The sequence below is a fragment of the Streptomyces sp. NPDC048419 genome (assembly GCF_043200415.1).
GTDB lineage: Bacteria > Actinomycetota > Actinomycetes > Streptomycetales > Streptomycetaceae > Streptomyces.
Genome location: NZ_JBICXT010000062.1, coordinates 1 through 16,654, shown reverse-complemented (window position 1 = coordinate 16,654; position 16,654 = coordinate 1). Strand labels below are relative to the sequence as shown.

Below are 16,654 nucleotides of genomic sequence, written 5' to 3'. Positions count from 1 at the left end.
GGGCGGCAAGGAGCACTGCGGGCCCATGCCGACCAGCACCCTGGACGCTACGACCGCGAACCGTGCGCCTGGGCTCGATTGAACAAGTCAGGAGCCTGGCCAGAGGCCCCATCACTGTCTTGTCCGTCTGCCCGACCGGCGCGTGCCCTCCCGCACGCGAGAGTTGGAAGGGCAGCACACAACAGCACGGCAGCAGAAGAGATAGGCGTCATCGGCGGGATCGACACGCACACCGATCTCCACCAGGCCGCGGTCATCGACGCTGTCGGGAGCGAGGGCAGCGGCGCCTACGGCGCCGAGATTGCACGGTTCCTCACCGCGAACGGCATTACGGTGGTCGAGGTCAACCGGCCGGACCGCAAGGCCAGGCGGGACAACGGCAAGTCCGACCCCATCGACGCCTACGCGGCGGCGACCGCCGTCCTGTCCGGCCGGCCGGAGGAACACCCAAGTCCCGGGACGGGGCCGTGGAGGCGCTCCGGGCTCTTCGCGCGGTCCGCAAGAGCGCGGTCAAGGCCTGCACCCAGACCATCAACCAGATCCGCACGCTGATCATCACCGCACCGTCCGTGGTGCGAGAGAAGCTGCGTGGCTTGTCCACGCGTGAACTGCTCGACATGCTGGCCCGATCCCGCCCCGCGGGCGAACTGCACGATCCTGTCCACTCGGTCCGCATCGCACTTCGCCGCCTCGCCCACCGCTACCTGGCTCTCCATGAGGAGATCAAGGACGCAGACAGGCAGATCGCACCGCTGGTCACCCAGGTCGCCCCCAGGATGGTCGCCCTGCCCGGCGTCGGCCCGGAGACCGCCGGCCAGCTGCTGACCAGCGTGGGCGACAATCCCGACCATCTGCGCTCGAAAGCGTCCTTCGCCCACCTGTGCGGGGTCGCCCCGGTCCCGGCCTCTTCGGGCCGCACCAACCGCCACCGCCTCAACAGAGGCGGCGACCGCGCGGCCAACAATGCTCTCCGCATCATCGTGCTGGTCCGCATGAAGTACGACCAGCGCACCCAGGACTACGTCGCTCGACGCACCGCCGAAGGAATGGTCAAGAAGGACATCGTCCGCTGCCTGAAACGGTTCGTCGCCCGCGAGATCTACCGGCAGCTACCCCAGGTGACCCATCCCACCAAACCGCTCCCACAGACCGCTTGACGATCTATAGGAGTCGACCGTTCACCTGCGGTGACGCCCCGCAGGCGTGAAAATCGGTGCAGGGGCTGTCCGCCGACGCCGCTTGATGTTTGGGCTGTGAGCCCGCATAGGAGTCTGGTGAGGGAGCCGTCCGAGGGGGCCGCACACTGTCGCCTTGAGCACGCCGATCAGCTTCTCCGTTACCCCTTTGGCTTCCCGGGCAGCCCCTGCCTGCGCCAGCACAACAAGGGGGGTACGTCATGGAGGAGTCGAGAGAAGACCACGACGACGGCACCGTCGCCGGGGTCGCGGCGATCGACATCGCGAAGGCGTCCGGGATGGTCTGCCTGCGCATCCCGCACGACACCATCGAGGGCCGTCGCGTTCAGAAGGCCGGTTCCCCACGCCCGAACACCTCGTCTCATGGGCGAAGTTGTGCCCCCGCACCATCCAGTCCGGCGCGAAGAACAGCACGGGTCCGGCCGGGCAGGGCAACCCCTGGCTCAAGGGCGCCCTCGGCGAGGCCGCCAACGCCGCCGCCCGCACCGACACCTTCCTCGGCGCCCGCTACCGCCGCATCGTCAAACGCCGCGGCCACGCCAAAGCAGTGGTTGCCGTCGCCCGCTCGATACTCGTCATCGCCTGGCACCTGATCGACGACCCAGACGCCTCCTACCAGGAGCTCGGCGCCGACTGGCACCGCCGCCACCTGGACCCCGCCCGCAAGACCCGCGATCTCGTCCGCCAGCTCCAGGCCCTCGGCCACCAAGTCGCCCTCACCCCGGCATCAGCCTGACCGGCCCGTCTCACCGTCATCCGGTCCGCACGCGGCCCGGATGCTGCCGCCTGCTCTCCCGAACATTGATTTTCCGATCAGCTTCGAAACGGCCTGGACCGCGAGGGCGGGAGTCGTGCTGCAGCGTCGTGTCGGATCCGGCCGGTGGCGCCGAGCGGCAGGTGTTTGCCGCAGTGCCGGTGCTACTGGGCGGTGCCATAGATCGTAATGTCAAATGCATCCAGACTGCCGGCACCCTGGGGGGAGCGGACGAGGTGCGCGGGCCGGTCGTCGCCCTAAGTTGCATCCTTTGCCTCACGCCCGTATGCCGTCCCCACCCGGCCCACGGCTTGTCCGTCAAGCCCCAGGGTCCGATGCCTCGGAGGGCGCGGCGGGGGGCGGGTCGGCCGCCCTCACCGGGCCCGCGATGTCACCTGAGGTGTCTTTCAGCCCCACTCCGACCAGACCCGCCGCCCGCCGGGCTCCTGCGGTGGTGCGGCTCAGCTCGGTGCTCACGTCGGTGCCCTCCACCCGGGCGGCTGACTCCGCGGCAGCCCAGGAAAAGATGCCGCGGGCCATGGTGGAGCCCTCGGCCTCCGCGCGGTGCGCGTACACCTGGGCGCGGACCCGGCACACCTCGACGTCGTCCGGCGCGGCGAGAGCCGCGGCCTCGGCCAGATGGCACGCGAGCCTGAGACGGCCCTGTTCCAGGAGTTGGACAGCCCGGACGGCGAGGGCTCGCGCGCCGCCGGCGGCCTTGGCGAACTCCGCGGCGAGCTCGGTCTCGGGCGCGGGTTTGAGATGGGCCGGGTTCAGGTCGTACCAGCCGCCCCAAAGCCGCCACAGGTTGCGCACGACGAACTCGGGCTCGTCGTAACCGGGATGAAGGTAGGGCCTGGCCAGCAGGTCCTCGGGCACCCGGACCCGCCGCACGACCGTGTCGAGACGGTGGCCCTCGTTCATCAGGGCCCGGGTCTGCTCGCAGAGGCTCTCCAGCAGCCGGGCCGTGTCGGTGAGAGCCTGCCGGATCCGTTCCTCGCCGAGGATCGGCACACCGTGTCCGGGAAGAAGCATCTGGGCGTCCAGACCGGCCATGTCGCGCAGGGCCCGTGCCCATTCCTCTGGATAGCGCTGAACCTTCTGCGGGTTGCCCGCGTTCGGCGAGTGCCAGATGAACAGGTCGCCGGTGCACAGGACTTTGAGCTCCGGCACCCACACATAAGTGTGGTCGTCGGTCTCGCCGCGGGCGTGCACCAGCTCGAAGGAGAGTCGGCCGGACTTCAGGATGTGCCGGTCGCGGTAGGTGGTGTCGGGGTAGCGGTAGTCGGTGGGCCAGTCGAGCCACGGGACGCCGAACTGACGCCTGTTGATCCATGAGTTGTAGCCCGCGGTGTGCCGGTAACGGTCGAACCGGGCCACAACCGCTTCGTGAGCTACCACCTGCGGTGGATTCTCCTCGGCGTCGAACGGGTCGACCCCGCCGACATGGTCGATGTGCCCATGGGTGAGGACCACCGCGCGGACCGGGGCCGGGGAGAAGGCTCGTACGGCGCTGTACCGTGCCTGGGCGGAGAGCGCGTCCCCGGAATCGACCAGGACGAGGCCGGAACCGGAGTCGAACGCGACGGAGTTGGCGAAGCCGGGGTAGAAGCCGACCGCTTCGCCCAGGCGGATCAGCCAGTCCCCGGCGAATGCGCCGGTGAGGTGTGCCGTCAGATCGTCCTTGCCCCGCCAGACCCGGTCGGTATAGGCGAGGTACTTCCTCGCCGCGGTCTCGCCCGCCTCGGCGGCGCGGCGCGGGCCGGGATCCATCGATCCGCTCATCAGCGTTGTCCTTCGTGGTTGCCTCCGGCTTCAGCCGGGGGAGGAAGCGAAGCTCCTGCGGAGCAGGGCAGGGGGCGGCATTTCGCCTTCAGGGCGAAATGCCGTCTCTACGGCGGCGTGAGCAGGCCCGCCGTGAGGGGGGAAGAGGAGTCAAGTTGTCGTGCCTTTCCCGTGCGGTCGGAAGGGAGTTCGACGCGCGTCCTCGCCGCGGTCCGAAACACGAGTGTCGACGGGGCGAGCCTTCGAAGACACTGACTGGTGTCACATCCCGACGCGTCGATGGGGTGACGTGTCACATTTCATGCCGGGAGGGTGCGTGGTCTCCGATTCCGCTCGCGCGCTGGCCGCGCGATGCGCACCACGGGCGAACGCGCTGGCCCGGCGGCTGAGCCGAGAGTTCTTCGAGAGTGTGCCGGGCTACGCGGAGCTGCCCGGCGAGGTGAAGGACCTGGAGGTCGCGGCGACCGTGCGCCACGGCGTACGTCACTTTCTGCGCAGCGTGATGTGTCCGGCGCAGCCCTCGGACGCCCTCCAGGTCTTCCGCGACAGGGCGGCGCAGCGCGCCGCGGAGGGCGTCCCACTCGACCTGCTGCTGCGCACATACGCGCTCGGGGTCTACGGGCTGTGGCAGGTGATGCGTGAAGAGGCGGGGCCCGAGGACGCTGCCGCCCTGGCCGAACTCGTCGATCTGCTGCTGCAGTCGCAGGGCGAGGTCGTAGCCGCGGTGACGCAGAGATATCTCGATGAGGTCGGGGCGCTTGCCGCCGACAGCCGGACCGAGCAGAGCCAGCTGATTCGTGATCTGCTCGACGGCCGGTGTGATCCGGGGCAGGCCCGGCGGCGCGGGCTCGTCCTGGACGGGCCGCTTCTGGTCCTGGCCTTCGGCGCGGACCGTCCGGATGACGGTGGCGGGCTGGTGCGCTGGCGGCGCCGCTTGCGCGGCCTGCGCGCGGGGCTCCACGGGACGTTCGGGGCCGAGGTCCTGGCCGCCCTGTCTGGCCCTGCCGACGAGACGTGCCCGCGGTGCGGTCTGATCGGTCATGCCGTGGTGCCGGGGCGTGCCGATGCACCCGCGGCTGTGGTGGGCCGGGTCGCGGAGGGGTTCGGGGCGGCGGTGCACGTGGCGGCGGTCGCAGTGGTCGGTCCTGGCGGGCTGGCCGAGGCCGCCCGCACCGCCACCGACGTGGTGCGGATCGCCCGGGCACGCGGACTGCCCGCCGACGCAGTGCACCGGCTGGACGACGTCCTGCTCGAGTTCCATCTCTCGCGGCCGGGACCCGGCGCCGATCGGATAGCCACGCTGCTCGACCCGGCGACGGGGCGGCCGGAACTGCTGGCCACCTTGCGCGCGCATCTGGAACTACGGCTGGATCGCCGGGCCACCGCAGCCAGACTCGGCGTCCATCCCAACACCGTGGACAAACGTCTTGCCCGCCTGACCGCCCTCACGGGCCTCGCACTGGACACACCTCATGGCACGGCCCTCGCGCTGGCCGCCCAGTTGCTTCGGGAGACGCCCCCTGCCCGGGTTCGTACGGTCAGACGGCTGTCGAAGGGCAGTGCCGCATGGGCTAGTGACCGAGCGGATGCCGTGGCCCTCGCCTGCCGCAACTCCTGCTGCGGCAGGCGCCGTGACCGGTTCCACAGGGCGGGCTGCCATTGGTGAGGACGGATGAGGGGTGTGACGCATTCCCTGCACAGCACGATCTTGTAGGTCAACAGTCCACTCATGACAAAAAATCCACTAATGGCAGCTTTGTCCGCAGGGGGTCACGGCTGCCGTGAGCCTGCCGAGGCCGCTCGTGGCTGTTCGCCCAAGTCAGCGGCCCAACTCGTGAGCTTCTTTCACCCCGTGCCGCAAGGGCGGAAGAGGCTCAATAAGCACGTGCGAGACGCCCTTCACATTCCTGCTGGTGGGACGCCGCTCCCTATAGCGAAATATGCTCCAGTCTTCGGTTGGTCGTGGCCGGGCCCATGACCGCGAGAAGACCAGCCAGCAGACCAGTCGTTCCGATAATGGCGAAACCGGCAAAAAAGAAAGTGTCGAAACCATGACTGGAAGCAGTAGGGCGCCTACGGCACCGCCGAGATGACCGATCCCATCGCTCAAAGCAAACCCGGAAGAGCGGGCACGAGTGGGGAAACTTTCTGCTGTAAATGTGAATGCAACCTGCAGGTACATTCCTAGCGCCAAGGCTGCCAAGAAACTGCCTGCAGTGATGGACGCATCGCTGACTGCCCATCGAGGTGATCGGTGATTTCACCTTCGAGGGTAAATGGGTCAGCTGCTGCTGCAGCCCGCCCTGCTCGGTCAGCCGCAACCGTTCCGACCGGGCCCGCTCCACCAGCGTCGCGACCAACTGCTCATCGGGCACGAGCGCAGGCTGCCTCAACTGGGCACTCTCACATGACCGACGACGCGGCTGAATACAAGATCCTTCTGGACGTGCTTGCCGAGTACGGCGATACCGAAGAGAACCCGAATGCCTTCCCTGCCCAATTCGCCACCGCAGCTTGACGACGACCTCTTCAACGACACTGGAGGAGAAAAACTCCTAGTGTCGGAGCCTGAGGGTGAAGAGACAGTCGCATCCACACGGCCGTCGCAGCCGTCCACACCCTCCTGACCTGCCCATACTGAAGATGACGAGGCTCATTCAGCGTCCTGTGTCACAGAACCTCCAGAGCCTTCTTGATGCGGTGCTCAAGGCCGGTTCCGAGAGCGTGTGTTGCTGGGATCGCTACATTCATGGCCAAAGTAACCCCACCTACCGCACACAGGAAGGGGATCGAAGGAGGGCCGGTGTGGAACACGTAGTCTACAACAGCAGCTCCACCTGGCGTGTTCGCCGCCAAGAACGCACCAAGGTTCTCAAAACGTTTCGGCCCGCTCCCAAAGATCGGGATCTCGAACTGATCTGAGATGGCTAGGTACGCCCTCTCGGCGTACTGGTAGCGGCCTGTGGCGTACTCGGACAGGTCGAAGAGGTCAACCAGTGCTGTTTCCAACGCCTTGCCCACATTGGGGCTAGGCGCCTCACCACCGATCAGCTCATAGAAGATCCTTTCAGACGGCATCGTTACAGCTCGCACGTGGATGGGTGGCAACCCGCGACGGTTCTGCTCCGCCGATTGCAGAGTCACCTCGGTACTGGCAAGCCAGGTGTCATCAAGTGTCATCGAGCGCAATGGGGCCTCCCTGTGTGTCCGCGATGATCTACCGGTGCGGCTACGAACATCACTGGACACGGCAGCGCGATCACGTGATCACTCATTCGCTTCACGGCAACTGCGTCGTCGGGCCCTCTGCCAGTTGCCTTAGACCCAATGCCGTTGCGATAGCTGACGGGCGTACGCTGCTGTGCAGTGCTCCCGGGGGTGGTGCGGGTGTCTGCAGACGTCGGCGAGTTATCGGGCTTAGGGCTGCTGACCTGGGTGTATCCACCCGGGTTGGTGGATCGTGTGGTGGCTGCGTGCGGTCGTGCGGAGCAACGCAGACGCCTGCTGCCGGCCCGGCTGGTGGTGTACTTCGTACTCGGGCTGGCCCTGTTCTCGCCAGCACCGTATCTGGACGTGATGCGGCACCTGGTCGAGGGGCTGCGAGGCTTGGGGCTGCTCGGCGACTGGCACATCCCGGCGAAGTCGTCGCTGTTTCGGGCCCGGCAGCGGCTGGGTCCGGAGCCGTTGCGGGTGCTGTTCGCCACGACTGCGAAACCGATGGGCACCGAGGCCACCCCGGGGGCGTTCTGGCGGGGGCTGCGGCTGCTGGCGGTGGACGGGACCTGCTGGGACGTTGCCGACAGTGTGGCCAACGAGGCTGCTTTCGGCCGCCCCGGCAACCCCCGCGGCCACGACAAGTCCTGCTTTCCCCAGGTGCGGATGGCCTGCCTGGTCGAGGTGGGCACGCATCTCGTGCTGGACGCGGAGCTGGCCGGCTGCCGCACCGGGGAAGTCACCCTGGTAGGCCGCCTGCCCTGCTCCTGCGGGCCCGGCCAACTCGTCCTGGCCGATCGGGAGTTCCTAGGCGTGCCGTTGTGGCGGGCCTTCACCGCTACCGGTGCCGAACTGCTGTGGCGGGTGCCCGCCAACCGCATCCTGCCCGTGGACCGGCAGTTGCGGGACGGATCCTGGATCTCTCACATTCATGCTGGCACCGATGCCGCGCACGCCGATCCGGTCACGGTGCGGGTGGTGGCCTACCAGCTCAACGGCACCGGCAGCGCGGATGAGGACTACTGGCTGGTGACCAGCCTGCTCGACGCCCGCCGCCGTCCCGCCCGCCAACTGGCCGCGCTCTACCAGGAGCGCTGGGAGGCGGAAGCCGTCTTCGCCGAGCTCAAGACACATCAACGTGGCGCCCGCGTCGTCCTCAGCAGCAAGACCCCCGACGGGGTTCTGCAGCAGATCTGGGCGCACCTGCTGGTCCACCACGCGCTGCGTGAGCTGATGGTGAGAACCGCCGCCACCCGCGGCCTGGATCCCGACCGGATCTCTTTCACCGAAACCCTGCGCTCCGCCCGGCGCAGCGTGACCCTCACGCCGGGCAGCTTTTCCCCCTGATCTGCTGGTCAGAGCACTCGTCCTGCTCCAACACGACCTGCTCGAACGTCTCCTGCCGCACAGACGCCTGCGCAGCCAGCCCCGCGTCGTCAAACGCAAGATGTCCGACTACCGGCTCAAACGGGCCGAACACCACACCTGGCCCCAGCCCACCCGCACCGGCACCCGAGCAGTCCGCATCCAACGACCCCAACCCGCAGACACGTAAGCAACAGCATTGGCCTTAGACCGTGTCCTATGTGGTGAGGCGGTCGTTGGTCTGTTCATGGGGCGGGGTACGTGGAGTTGGATTGTTCCGGACGGGCTGTGGGAGATCGCGGAGCCGCTAATCCCTCCGTCGATGGTGCGGCCGCAGGGCGGTGGGACGCAGGATACGCCTGATGAGACGCTGTTCGCGGCGATCATCTACGTGCTGGTCAGCGGCTGCGCCTGGCGGGCACTGCCTCCCTGCTTCGGCATTTCGAAGTCCACCGCCCACCGCCGGTTCCTGATCTGGTCCAGGGCCGGCGTCTGGGGTCGCCTGCACGAGGCCGTCCTGCACCGGTTGGACGACGCCGGCCTCATCGACGTCACCCGCGTGGTCCTCGACACGGCCCATGTCAGGGCCAAAAAGGGGGCGAACACACAGGTCCGAGCCCCGTGGACCAGTGCAAGCCGGGTTCCAAGATGCACATCCTGTCGGACGCGAACGGCCTGCCCCTCCTCGTCGGCGTCTTTGCCGGTAACACCCACGACAGCGAAGGCCTGAAGCCCATGGTGGCGGGTCACCAAACGAGACACGACCCGGATCGTGGCTGCTACTTCAAGCCCCAGCGCCTCCACGCGGACAAAGCCTACGGCCGACAGCCGCTTCGACCAGGGCGTCCCAGTACGGCTCGGAGATTGCCACCAGGCGTTCGAAGTCGGACCGCGGCATGCCGGTCAGGGCCGGATTGCTGAGCATCGTGGTCAGGCCGGGGTCGGTCCGCCGGGCGGTCGCCGGCGTCTGTGGCGTTCGGGGCGGGACTGGCGCCAGGGTGTAGTTCCAGTCGCCGTGGAACGCGTCCGGTGTGATCGGCAGGGCCTGGAACTCGGCGGCGGTCACCGTAGTGCCCAGGCGGTAGCTGCCGGTGTCCAGCTCAGCGTCGATGGTCAGCCCGGTACGTGTGGTCGTCGCGGCGATGGTTTCGATGACGACCTGGTGGCTGGTCAGTGGTCGGCCGCGCCAGTTCGCGGTGATGTGGCAGAACATTCGGTGCTCGATTTTGTTCCATTTCGACGTGCCCGGCGGAAAGCGGCATACCGTGATCTCCAAGCCGCTCTCCAGGCCAAAGTCGGCCAGGTGTTTCTTCCAGGTCCAGCGGCGGGGATCGTAGGTGACAGTTACGTCCGCCATGCTCAGTGCGCTGCCTTGATGGGTTGAGATCGGCCTTACCCGTGTTGTGCCCTTCCGAGCCTCATGCTGAGGTAACGAGTTGCAAGACCAGGACGGCCCTGACGATGTCGGTGATGCGGTTGGTGCTGCAACGGAGTTTGCGCAGGAGCCGCCAGGACTTAAGGGTGGCCATGGCCTGTTCGTCGAGGGCTCGGATCTTGGCATGGGAGCGGTTGACCGCCTGCTGGCCGACGGACAGTTTGTCCCGGCGGCCGCGGTAGGGCACCCGCACGGTGCCGTCGGGTCCTTGGTAGGCCTTGTCCGCCCAGCACGGAACGTCGGCCGCGGTCAGGGCGTCGATGACGCCGTGGGAGCGGGCGGCCTTGATGTCGTGGACCGCGCCGGGGAGTGCCGGCGACGCCCAGATCACCTTGCCGAACGGATCGGTGATGACCTGCACGTTCATCCCGTGCATCTTGTGCTTGCCCGAGTAGAAGGGCCGGTCTGCGGCGATCCGGTCGATCGGCAGCAGCGTGCCGTCCAGGATCACGAACGCCTTGGTAGCCGCGACGGTCATCGCATCGTGGAGGCTCGGCGCAAGTACGGCCAGGACCTCGACGACCTCGCTGACATAGCGGTGCGCTGTGGCCAGGCCAACGCCAAACCCTGCCGCGAGCTGCGTGAAGGTGTGACCGCATCGCAGGTGGGCCAGGGCGAGGAGCGCCTGGCGGGCGCAGGTCAACCGCCTCCAGCGCGTTCCAATCCGGCGGCGGTGAGCAGCCAGTTCCCGCCTCACCAGACGCAGGGCGGAGGTGGACAGGTCCAACCCGGACGGGTAGACAAGCACGTGAAGCTCCTGGCGGAGAAGGTTGATCTTGGTCGACAACCCATCTACCAGGAGCTTCATCGTTCTGTCACCCCAAGCCGCCTACCTCGCACGGGGGTTGGAAAAGCCTCGCTGTTTGATCTCATGCACCAGATGACGTGTCGGCGGCCGTGAATTGAGACCGGGGCGTGTTCACCCCGGCTGGATGCATCGCGTGCAGGCGGTCAGCCGCAGGTGCGGCGCCATCGGCTTCTCGCCACTTCTCCGGAATGCCTTGACCTGAACGTGGCGCTGCCTACTCTTGGGGCCTTGATCACCATCGCCCCGGAGCATAAGGAGAGCGTGTGACGTCACTTCGGAACGGGCCCGCGCAGCGCGCCCCCTTATTGCGGCGCGGGGCCATGACCGCGATCGTCCCGGTTGCCGTTGTGGCGCTGCTGGGGGCCGGGGACCCTGCGACGGCCGGCTCGCCCGGCGCGACCGGTGCCGGGGACGCCTACTTCCCGCTCGCCGGAAATGGTGGTTACCACGTCACGCACTACGACTTGACCCTGAGCTACGACCCCAAGAGCCGGCACTTGGATGCCACCGCCGTACTCACCGCGCGCGCCACCCAGCGGCTGACCCGGTTCGACCTGGACCTCAAGGGACTGAAGGTTACCGGCGTTGCTCTCGGCCACGTCCAGGTCGCCCACCGGCGCGACGGCCAGGAACTAGTCGTCACCCCGCGCACCGCCCTGCGCAAGGGCCATAAGTTCCGCGTCAAAGTCGATTACAGCGGAACCCCCGGACCGGTCACCGACCCCGACGGCTCGCCGGACGGCTGGATCCCCACAGACGACGGGGCATTCGTGGCCGCAGAGCCACAGGGTGCGATGACGTGGTTCCCGGCGAACAATCACCCGGCGGACAAGTCGTCGTACGACTTCACCATCACAGTGCCCAAGGGGCGCACCGCGATCGCCAACGGCCTGTTCCGCGGAGCGCACACGGCCCATGGCCGCACCACCTACTGCTGGCACCAGCCCGAGCCGATGGCCGCCTACCTGGCCACCGCCACCGTGGGCAGGTTTCAGGTCGAGCAGTACACCACCCGCGACGGCGTCAAAATCTACAACGCGGTCGACCCGCGCGAAGCGGCCAAGGCGGCGCCCGTGCTGAAGAAGCTGCCATCGGTGCTGGAGTGGGAGAGCCAGCTGTTCGGACCATACCCGTACCGCGCTGCCGGATCCGTCGTCGACCACGCACCGGACGTCGGGTACGCACTGGAGACCCAGAGCCGGCCGGTGTACGACTCGGCGCCGGACATCGCCACCCTCGTCCATGAGAGCGCGCACCAGTGGTTCGGCGACTCCGTCTCGCTCACCCGCTGGAAGAACGTCTGGCTCAACGAGGGTTTCGCCACCTACGCCGAGTGGCTCTACGCCGAACAGCACGGCGGACTCAGCGCCCAGAAGGCATTCGACGCACTGTACGCCCGCCCGGCGAGCGATGACCTGTGGAAGTTCCCGCCCGGCGATCCCGGCAGCGGCAAGCACATCTTCGACGCCCCCGTCTACAACCGCGGCGCCATGGTCTTGCACGAGCTGCGAAAGGCTGTCGGCGACCGGGCGTTCTTCCGGATCCTGCGCGCCTGGGCGTCCGCGCACCGCTACGGGCACGGCACCACCGCGCAGTTCACCGTGCTCGCTGAGCGGAAGTCGGGCAAGAACCTGCAAGGGCTGTTCCGCACCTGGCTGTTCACCAAGGGCAAGCCGAACAAGGCGTACAGGCCATTTCGTTCGGCGTGATCTTGCGGGACGTTGGCAGTATGGCGAGTGAGCTTGTCGAGCGGTTGGTGCCGGACGTTCTGTGGGAGTTGTTCCGGCGGGTGTGCCGCCGGCGCTGACCACCCGCAGGGTGGTGGTCGGCATCGAAGCCATGGAGATCGCGAAGTCTTGGCCGCCATCGTGTTCGTGGCCACGTCAGGCTGCACGTGGAACCAGCTCCCTTCCGGATTCGGCCCGTCTGGGGTGACCGCGTTCAGACGATTCACCGAGTGGTCCGAGGCTCGGGTGTGGGCCAAGCTCCATCGCTTGCACTACATCTACACGTGCCCGCACTGTCCTCCCCGAGGTCCCTCCGTCGGTCAGTGCCGCCGCAAACATTATCGACTGGTCGATCAGGCCTCCGTATCGGCGACCGGGACGAGCCTCTCGCCAACAACGTCACCGTCGGCGTCGCCTTCGGCGCCCCGTCGGTGCATGAGTACCGGCGCTACGCCTAAGAGGGCACGCATCTGGAAGCCGAACTCGTCGCCCTCCAGATAGCAGCGTGGACGTCCGTGATGCCGGGGGCCTCAACCTACCCCCAGCAGCGGCTGCGAGGCTTGCGAGGAGTACGGCGAATGCATCGACCGCGACGTGGAACGGTTAGCAGGCAGTCGCCGTGAGGTCTCGGGTACTGCATTGGCTCCGAGCTCGAGCTTCACGGCGTCCGCGGCTGTCGGTGCTGCTCGGACACTATGGACGCTTTCGACGTCGAAGGCGTCGAGGACCTGGCTGACAGACGAACACTGCCCCTATCACGGCACAAGAAAAGCCCCCAAGGCATCGGCGGGCCCGGGGGCACCCATAGCGGGTAACTCCGACCTTACAGGCAATACGTCTCCGAGGTCGCTGCGTCAGCTTCGGGGACCCCGACATTAACGCATGCAACCGACCCCGTGACGCTGATCCGATGGAGTGCCCGGGCAGGTTGACGTCGATGCATGAGGCGGCAGGCGGGAGCGGCCCCCGAGGATACTCCGCCGTCCTCGGAGGCCGTCCCCGACCTTACCGGGCCCTTGGCTTGCACGTGAGCGAAGCTTAGAAGGGGCGCGGGCCTGCTGACGCGTCGCCGGCCGTGGTCGTGCCCCTTGTCGTGGTGTTGTAAATCAACTGGCGGTCGTGTCCGTGGTGTTGGGTAGTGCGGGGGCGCTTTTTGGGGGGCGCGGTAGAACTCGTCCATGCTGCCTTCGGGCAGGCAACGGCGGGGGAAGGCGATCCATTCGTCGGCTCCCTCAAGGGTGTCTCCGCCCGGCGCCTGCGGCAGGAGTTCCCCGGCCACATCCGCAAGTACCTCTGGGGTGAGCACTTCTGGTCGCCGTCCTACTTCGCCGCCTCGTGCGGGGGCGCCCCGCTCGCCGTCATCAAGGAGTACATCGAGAACCAGAAACGTCCCAACTGAGGTCAATAGGGCAGACCCGTGCACACACGCGGGTCAGAGCAGCCCAGAGAAGCGCCTCCTCCCGGGCGTGAACGCCCGGGGTTCCGCGCTAGACCACTGCCGAACTATCGACAGCCGCCGCGTTGATCGCCTGAGCCTGCCACCGTCCGTGAGAACAATAATCAGGGCGAAGTGTGTGGGATCTCCTTGCTCCCAGCTACAGGCGCGGGCATGTCGAGCAGCAACTTGGCGTCGTGGTCGGGGGTACCGGGTTCGGCGGTGTAGACGCCGATGCGCTGGCCGGGGGTCGGTCTGGGTGCGATGGGCATGTCCCACGGCTACACCGGCTCAGGCACCGACGACGCCGAGTCGATCAGGGCCGTACACTGGCGCTCGAGCTGGCGTCACTCATCGACACCACCGAGATCTACGGCCCCTACACCAAGAGGAACTGCTCGGCCGGGCGCTGAAGGTAGCGCCGTGACAAGGTAGTGCTGGCCACGAAGTTCGGCGGTACGGCTGGGCTTTTAGGCAAGGCGGCACTGGGCCTTGTAGAGGTCGGTGAGCCGGCTGTGCACCGTGTCGAGCGCGGTGTTGTCTCGTCTCGGCGGCGGATCTTCTGTATCCGGGAAGAAGACCCGCTTGTTGCGCAGGAGGGTGTGGGTGGCGAGGGCACCCATGATCAGGGCGGAATGGCGGCCGGCGAGGCACTGGTGCCGGACGCCAGCGTGGTGGTGCTGGTCATGATGCTGTGGGTGCGCCCAAGGGGTGCAGCCACCCCTCGCCGGGGGCGCGGCGTGAGCCTGATGGGCCGGTCGGCGGGGCTATGTCAGGTCCCGGCGGCGAAGTGGCGCAGCGCGTCGACGTCGCGGACGATGAACTGCCGATAACGGGCTTCGATGGCGCCGTGGTAGCGCAGGGTACGCACGGCGGTCTCCGTGGTGGAGACGGCCATCTGCAAGGCGGCGGCGATGTCCTTCTGAGTCGGGCCGGAGATGACGGTGGAGGCGGCCGTCCGGGGATCGGGGAGACCGGCGGTGTCGGCGAGGTGGGCCAGGAGTCTGCTGACGCGCTCGAGCGGTGGCCGGGTGGCCAGGGTGTAGACGAGTTCGTCGCTGCGGTTGCGGTCCTCCAGGCTGCACAGCAGGGCGAGTTGGACCTCGGGCAGCCGGTGCATAAGGACGTTGAAGTACCGCGCGTGGCAGGAAACGGTGACGGTCTTCGTCAGGCACCGGGTGCGAACGGCCGAGTCGGGGGTGATGAGCTTGGCCTCCCCCACCAGCTGGCCGCCGCCACGGAACCGGGTGATCGTAGGCATGCCCGCGCCGGTGCCGAGCGGGGCGCGGTCCTGGCGTACGACACCATCCCAGATGATGTAGACGTCGCTGTCCTCCGCCTCCAGCGGCAGGAGTTCGTCCCGCGCGAAGGTGCGGCCGCGCAGGCCAGACTGCAGCAGCGCGTCCCAGGTTTCGACCGGCAGCCGCTGCAAGAAGCTCCCCGCAGCCTTGTCCTCATGGCCCGACAGGTCGGTCGGCCGGGAGGTGTCGAGCGCGGGGGGCATCATACCCCCCGCCCGGCGGTGGCGGCGGAGCACACTCCGGCGTACGCGCCCTCTAGAGCACGGGGGTGACGGCCCGTCATGCACGAAGTGCCGCGGCGTCCGCGGCCCGACGGCCGGATGGCGCCGTCGTCGTTGGCGGTGCACATAGTCAGATCCCTCTTCGGTTGTTGCGCTGGGACCCCGCTGTACGGGCGGGGTCCCAGGTTGGTGGGTCCGGCGTCCTTTGCAGGAGGTTCGGCTGCCCAGGTGGTGAGGCCGGGCAGGGCGGTTAGTACGTTGGGCGGGTAAACGCTACCCCTCTGTGCGAGCCAAGGGCCAGTCGCGTTTTCGAAGGTCCTGCGACGAAGCAAGATCGCACGCGAAACCCCCTCGATCAGGGGTTTGTTACAAAGGGCGCTCAAATGACCGTTAAACACGGCGAATGGTAATGCCCCAGGAATCCCCAGATCACCTTTCGAGCTATACATACGGGCGGCCGAAAGGTTTTTTCTCAGGTGAGCGGCAGGTGGCGTGCTTGCAAACAGGCAGCAAAAAACGGGAGGTCTTGAGGCACCACCCTCAAGACCTCCCGGAAAGGTCCGGACCCACCAAGGATCAGACCAGTGTCCAGTAAACACCACCAGCGGCGTTAAGGTCACTCTCGATCAAGCGCCAGAAGGGGTCTACCATCGGATGACCACCGGGAAACCCTTCCCTCCGGGGTTTTGTTACAGAGGGCCAGCCGCCCCGGACGCGCCAGCGGACACCTTCGAACGCTTTACGATTCGCCCCTTTTGTTCACGCAGCGGCGAGACGAACCAGGCCGTACAGACCATGACAGCGTTATCAAATGGTAAACGCCGTTCGCGAGTCGTCAGATTCGGTCACCCTAGGCTTACCTAACCTACTCAGTAGGCGGCGGCAAGCCCAGTCACCCACTCAGGTCGGTCGGAATGATCCAAGCATTACCTCCACTCCCATCTCGGCGACTCGAGCAGTGAATTCACGGATCGGCCACATGGTCCTCTAGATATTCACCGGGCTTACATAGAGTCCAGAAACCAGAACCCAACTCCGGGGCTCGCTACTCAGCGGCAACATGTTGACCGACCAACCGGTCTCCGCTGTCGACAATTTCATCAGCCGCCGAACTATTGTCCTGTCAGCTCTGTTACGAAATAGCCGAGTTGATATCGGAATTGCGCATAGTCGAAGCGTCCCGTACAGACTGAACCTCTTTCATCCTAAATAGTCGCAGGTCAAGAGGGTGTGGATGGCTTGGACGGCGGTGCCGATACGTCGGGTTGAACATCGGGCTCGCCGTAACAGTCGCCAGGACTTCAGCTGTGCGAAGGCGCGCTCGCCGGGAGTCCGCAGCCGGGCATGGTCGCGGTTGAACTGCTGGTAGTGCTCGGGCTGTTCGTGATGGTGGTAGTAGGGGGTGCGGACGGTG

General features: G+C 66.9%; 10 protein-coding genes and 7 pseudogenes. 9 read left to right on the top strand and 8 right to left on the bottom strand.

The genetic code is table 11. From position 1 onward, the window contains the following. Positions 1-201 precede the first annotated feature (201 nt). Together ACGFYN_RS46430 and ACGFYN_RS46425 are read left to right on the top strand one after the other, a co-directional pair. Positions 202-1,157 (top strand): annotated as a pseudogene (locus ACGFYN_RS46430) (IS110 family transposase). A gap of 154 nt (positions 1,158-1,311) precedes the next feature. Beyond that, a complete protein-coding gene (locus tag ACGFYN_RS46425; RefSeq protein WP_393872030.1) occupies positions 1,312-1,932 on the top strand; it encodes a transposase in 621 nt (206 codons plus the stop codon). 336 nt (positions 1,933-2,268) lie between these two features. Here ACGFYN_RS46425 and ACGFYN_RS46420 read toward each other — a convergent pair whose 3' ends face one another. Beyond that, complete coding sequence (locus tag ACGFYN_RS46420) at positions 2,269-3,735, bottom strand: alkyl sulfatase dimerization domain-containing protein (RefSeq protein WP_393872029.1); 1,467 nt, start codon at positions 3,733-3,735, stop codon at positions 2,269-2,271. 316 nt (positions 3,736-4,051) lie between these two features. Between ACGFYN_RS46420 and ACGFYN_RS46415 the strand changes: the two genes are divergently transcribed. Continuing rightward, complete coding sequence (locus ACGFYN_RS46415) at positions 4,052-5,401, top strand: PucR family transcriptional regulator (protein ID WP_393872028.1); 1,350 nt, start codon at positions 4,052-4,054, stop codon at positions 5,399-5,401. Between the two features lie 1,004 nt (positions 5,402-6,405). Here ACGFYN_RS46415 and ACGFYN_RS46410 read toward each other — a convergent pair. Further along, positions 6,406-6,915 carry a hypothetical protein gene (locus ACGFYN_RS46410; protein ID WP_393872027.1) on the bottom strand — a complete coding sequence of 170 codons (510 nt, stop codon included), beginning with the start codon at positions 6,913-6,915 and terminating at the stop codon, positions 6,406-6,408. A 186-nt stretch (positions 6,916-7,101) separates the two neighbouring features. On the opposite strand from ACGFYN_RS46410, the gene ACGFYN_RS46405 reads away from it, so the two are divergent. Together ACGFYN_RS46405 and ACGFYN_RS46400 are read left to right on the top strand one after the other, a co-directional pair. Further along, positions 7,102-8,295 carry an IS4 family transposase gene (locus ACGFYN_RS46405; RefSeq protein WP_393872026.1) on the top strand — a complete coding sequence of 398 codons (1,194 nt, stop codon included), beginning with the start codon at positions 7,102-7,104 and terminating at the stop codon, positions 8,293-8,295. Positions 8,296-8,560: 265 nt separating this feature from the next. Further along, positions 8,561-9,150: pseudogene (locus ACGFYN_RS46400) on the top strand (IS5 family transposase); the annotation flags it as partial. Here ACGFYN_RS46400 and ACGFYN_RS46395 read toward each other — a convergent pair. Then, positions 9,119-9,676 (bottom strand): annotated as a pseudogene (locus ACGFYN_RS46395) (ISAzo13 family transposase); the annotation flags it as partial. The pseudogenes ACGFYN_RS46400 and ACGFYN_RS46395 sit on opposite strands and share 32 nt — an antisense overlap. A 55-nt stretch (positions 9,677-9,731) precedes the next feature. Continuing rightward, positions 9,732-10,496 (bottom strand): transposase family protein, encoded by a 765-nt coding sequence (locus tag ACGFYN_RS46390; protein WP_393872031.1) that lies wholly within the window; start codon positions 10,494-10,496, stop codon positions 9,732-9,734. 380 nt (positions 10,497-10,876) lie between these two features. On the opposite strand from ACGFYN_RS46390, the gene ACGFYN_RS46385 reads away from it, so the two are divergent. The 3 genes and pseudogenes from ACGFYN_RS46385 to tnpA form a co-directional block, all read left to right on the top strand. Continuing rightward, positions 10,877-12,265, top strand: a complete 1,389-nt coding sequence (locus ACGFYN_RS46385; protein WP_393872025.1) for a M1 family metallopeptidase — start codon at positions 10,877-10,879, stop codon at positions 12,263-12,265. 20 nt (positions 12,266-12,285) lie between these two features. Continuing rightward, a pseudogene (locus tag ACGFYN_RS46380) lies at positions 12,286-12,553 on the top strand (transposase); the annotation flags it as partial. Positions 12,554-13,505: 952 nt separating this feature from the next. Further along, a pseudogene (gene tnpA / locus ACGFYN_RS46375) lies at positions 13,506-13,682 on the top strand (IS200/IS605 family transposase); the annotation flags it as partial. Between the two features lie 161 nt (positions 13,683-13,843). On the opposite strand, the pseudogene ACGFYN_RS46370 reads toward tnpA, so the two are convergent. Further along, positions 13,844-13,969 (bottom strand): annotated as a pseudogene (locus tag ACGFYN_RS46370) (transcriptional regulator); the annotation flags it as partial. On the opposite strand from ACGFYN_RS46370, the pseudogene ACGFYN_RS46365 reads away from it, so the two are divergent. Next, a pseudogene (locus ACGFYN_RS46365) lies at positions 13,953-14,173 on the top strand (aldo/keto reductase); the annotation flags it as partial. The pseudogenes ACGFYN_RS46370 and ACGFYN_RS46365 sit on opposite strands and share 17 nt — an antisense overlap. Positions 14,174-14,188: 15 nt before the next feature. On the opposite strand, the gene ACGFYN_RS46360 reads toward ACGFYN_RS46365, so the two are convergent. From ACGFYN_RS46360 to ACGFYN_RS46350, 3 genes are all read right to left on the bottom strand, one after another. After that, a complete protein-coding gene (locus ACGFYN_RS46360) occupies positions 14,189-14,341 on the bottom strand; it encodes a hypothetical protein (RefSeq protein WP_393872032.1) in 153 nt (50 codons plus the stop codon). Between the two features lie 149 nt (positions 14,342-14,490). Continuing rightward, on the bottom strand, positions 14,491-15,225 hold the full coding sequence (locus ACGFYN_RS46355) for a Crp/Fnr family transcriptional regulator (RefSeq protein ID WP_393872024.1): 735 nt from the start codon (positions 15,223-15,225) through the stop codon (positions 14,491-14,493). 1,215 nt (positions 15,226-16,440) lie between these two features. Continuing rightward, on the bottom strand, positions 16,441-16,654 hold a 214-nt coding region (locus ACGFYN_RS46350; protein WP_393872023.1), incomplete at its 5' end, for a transposase family protein.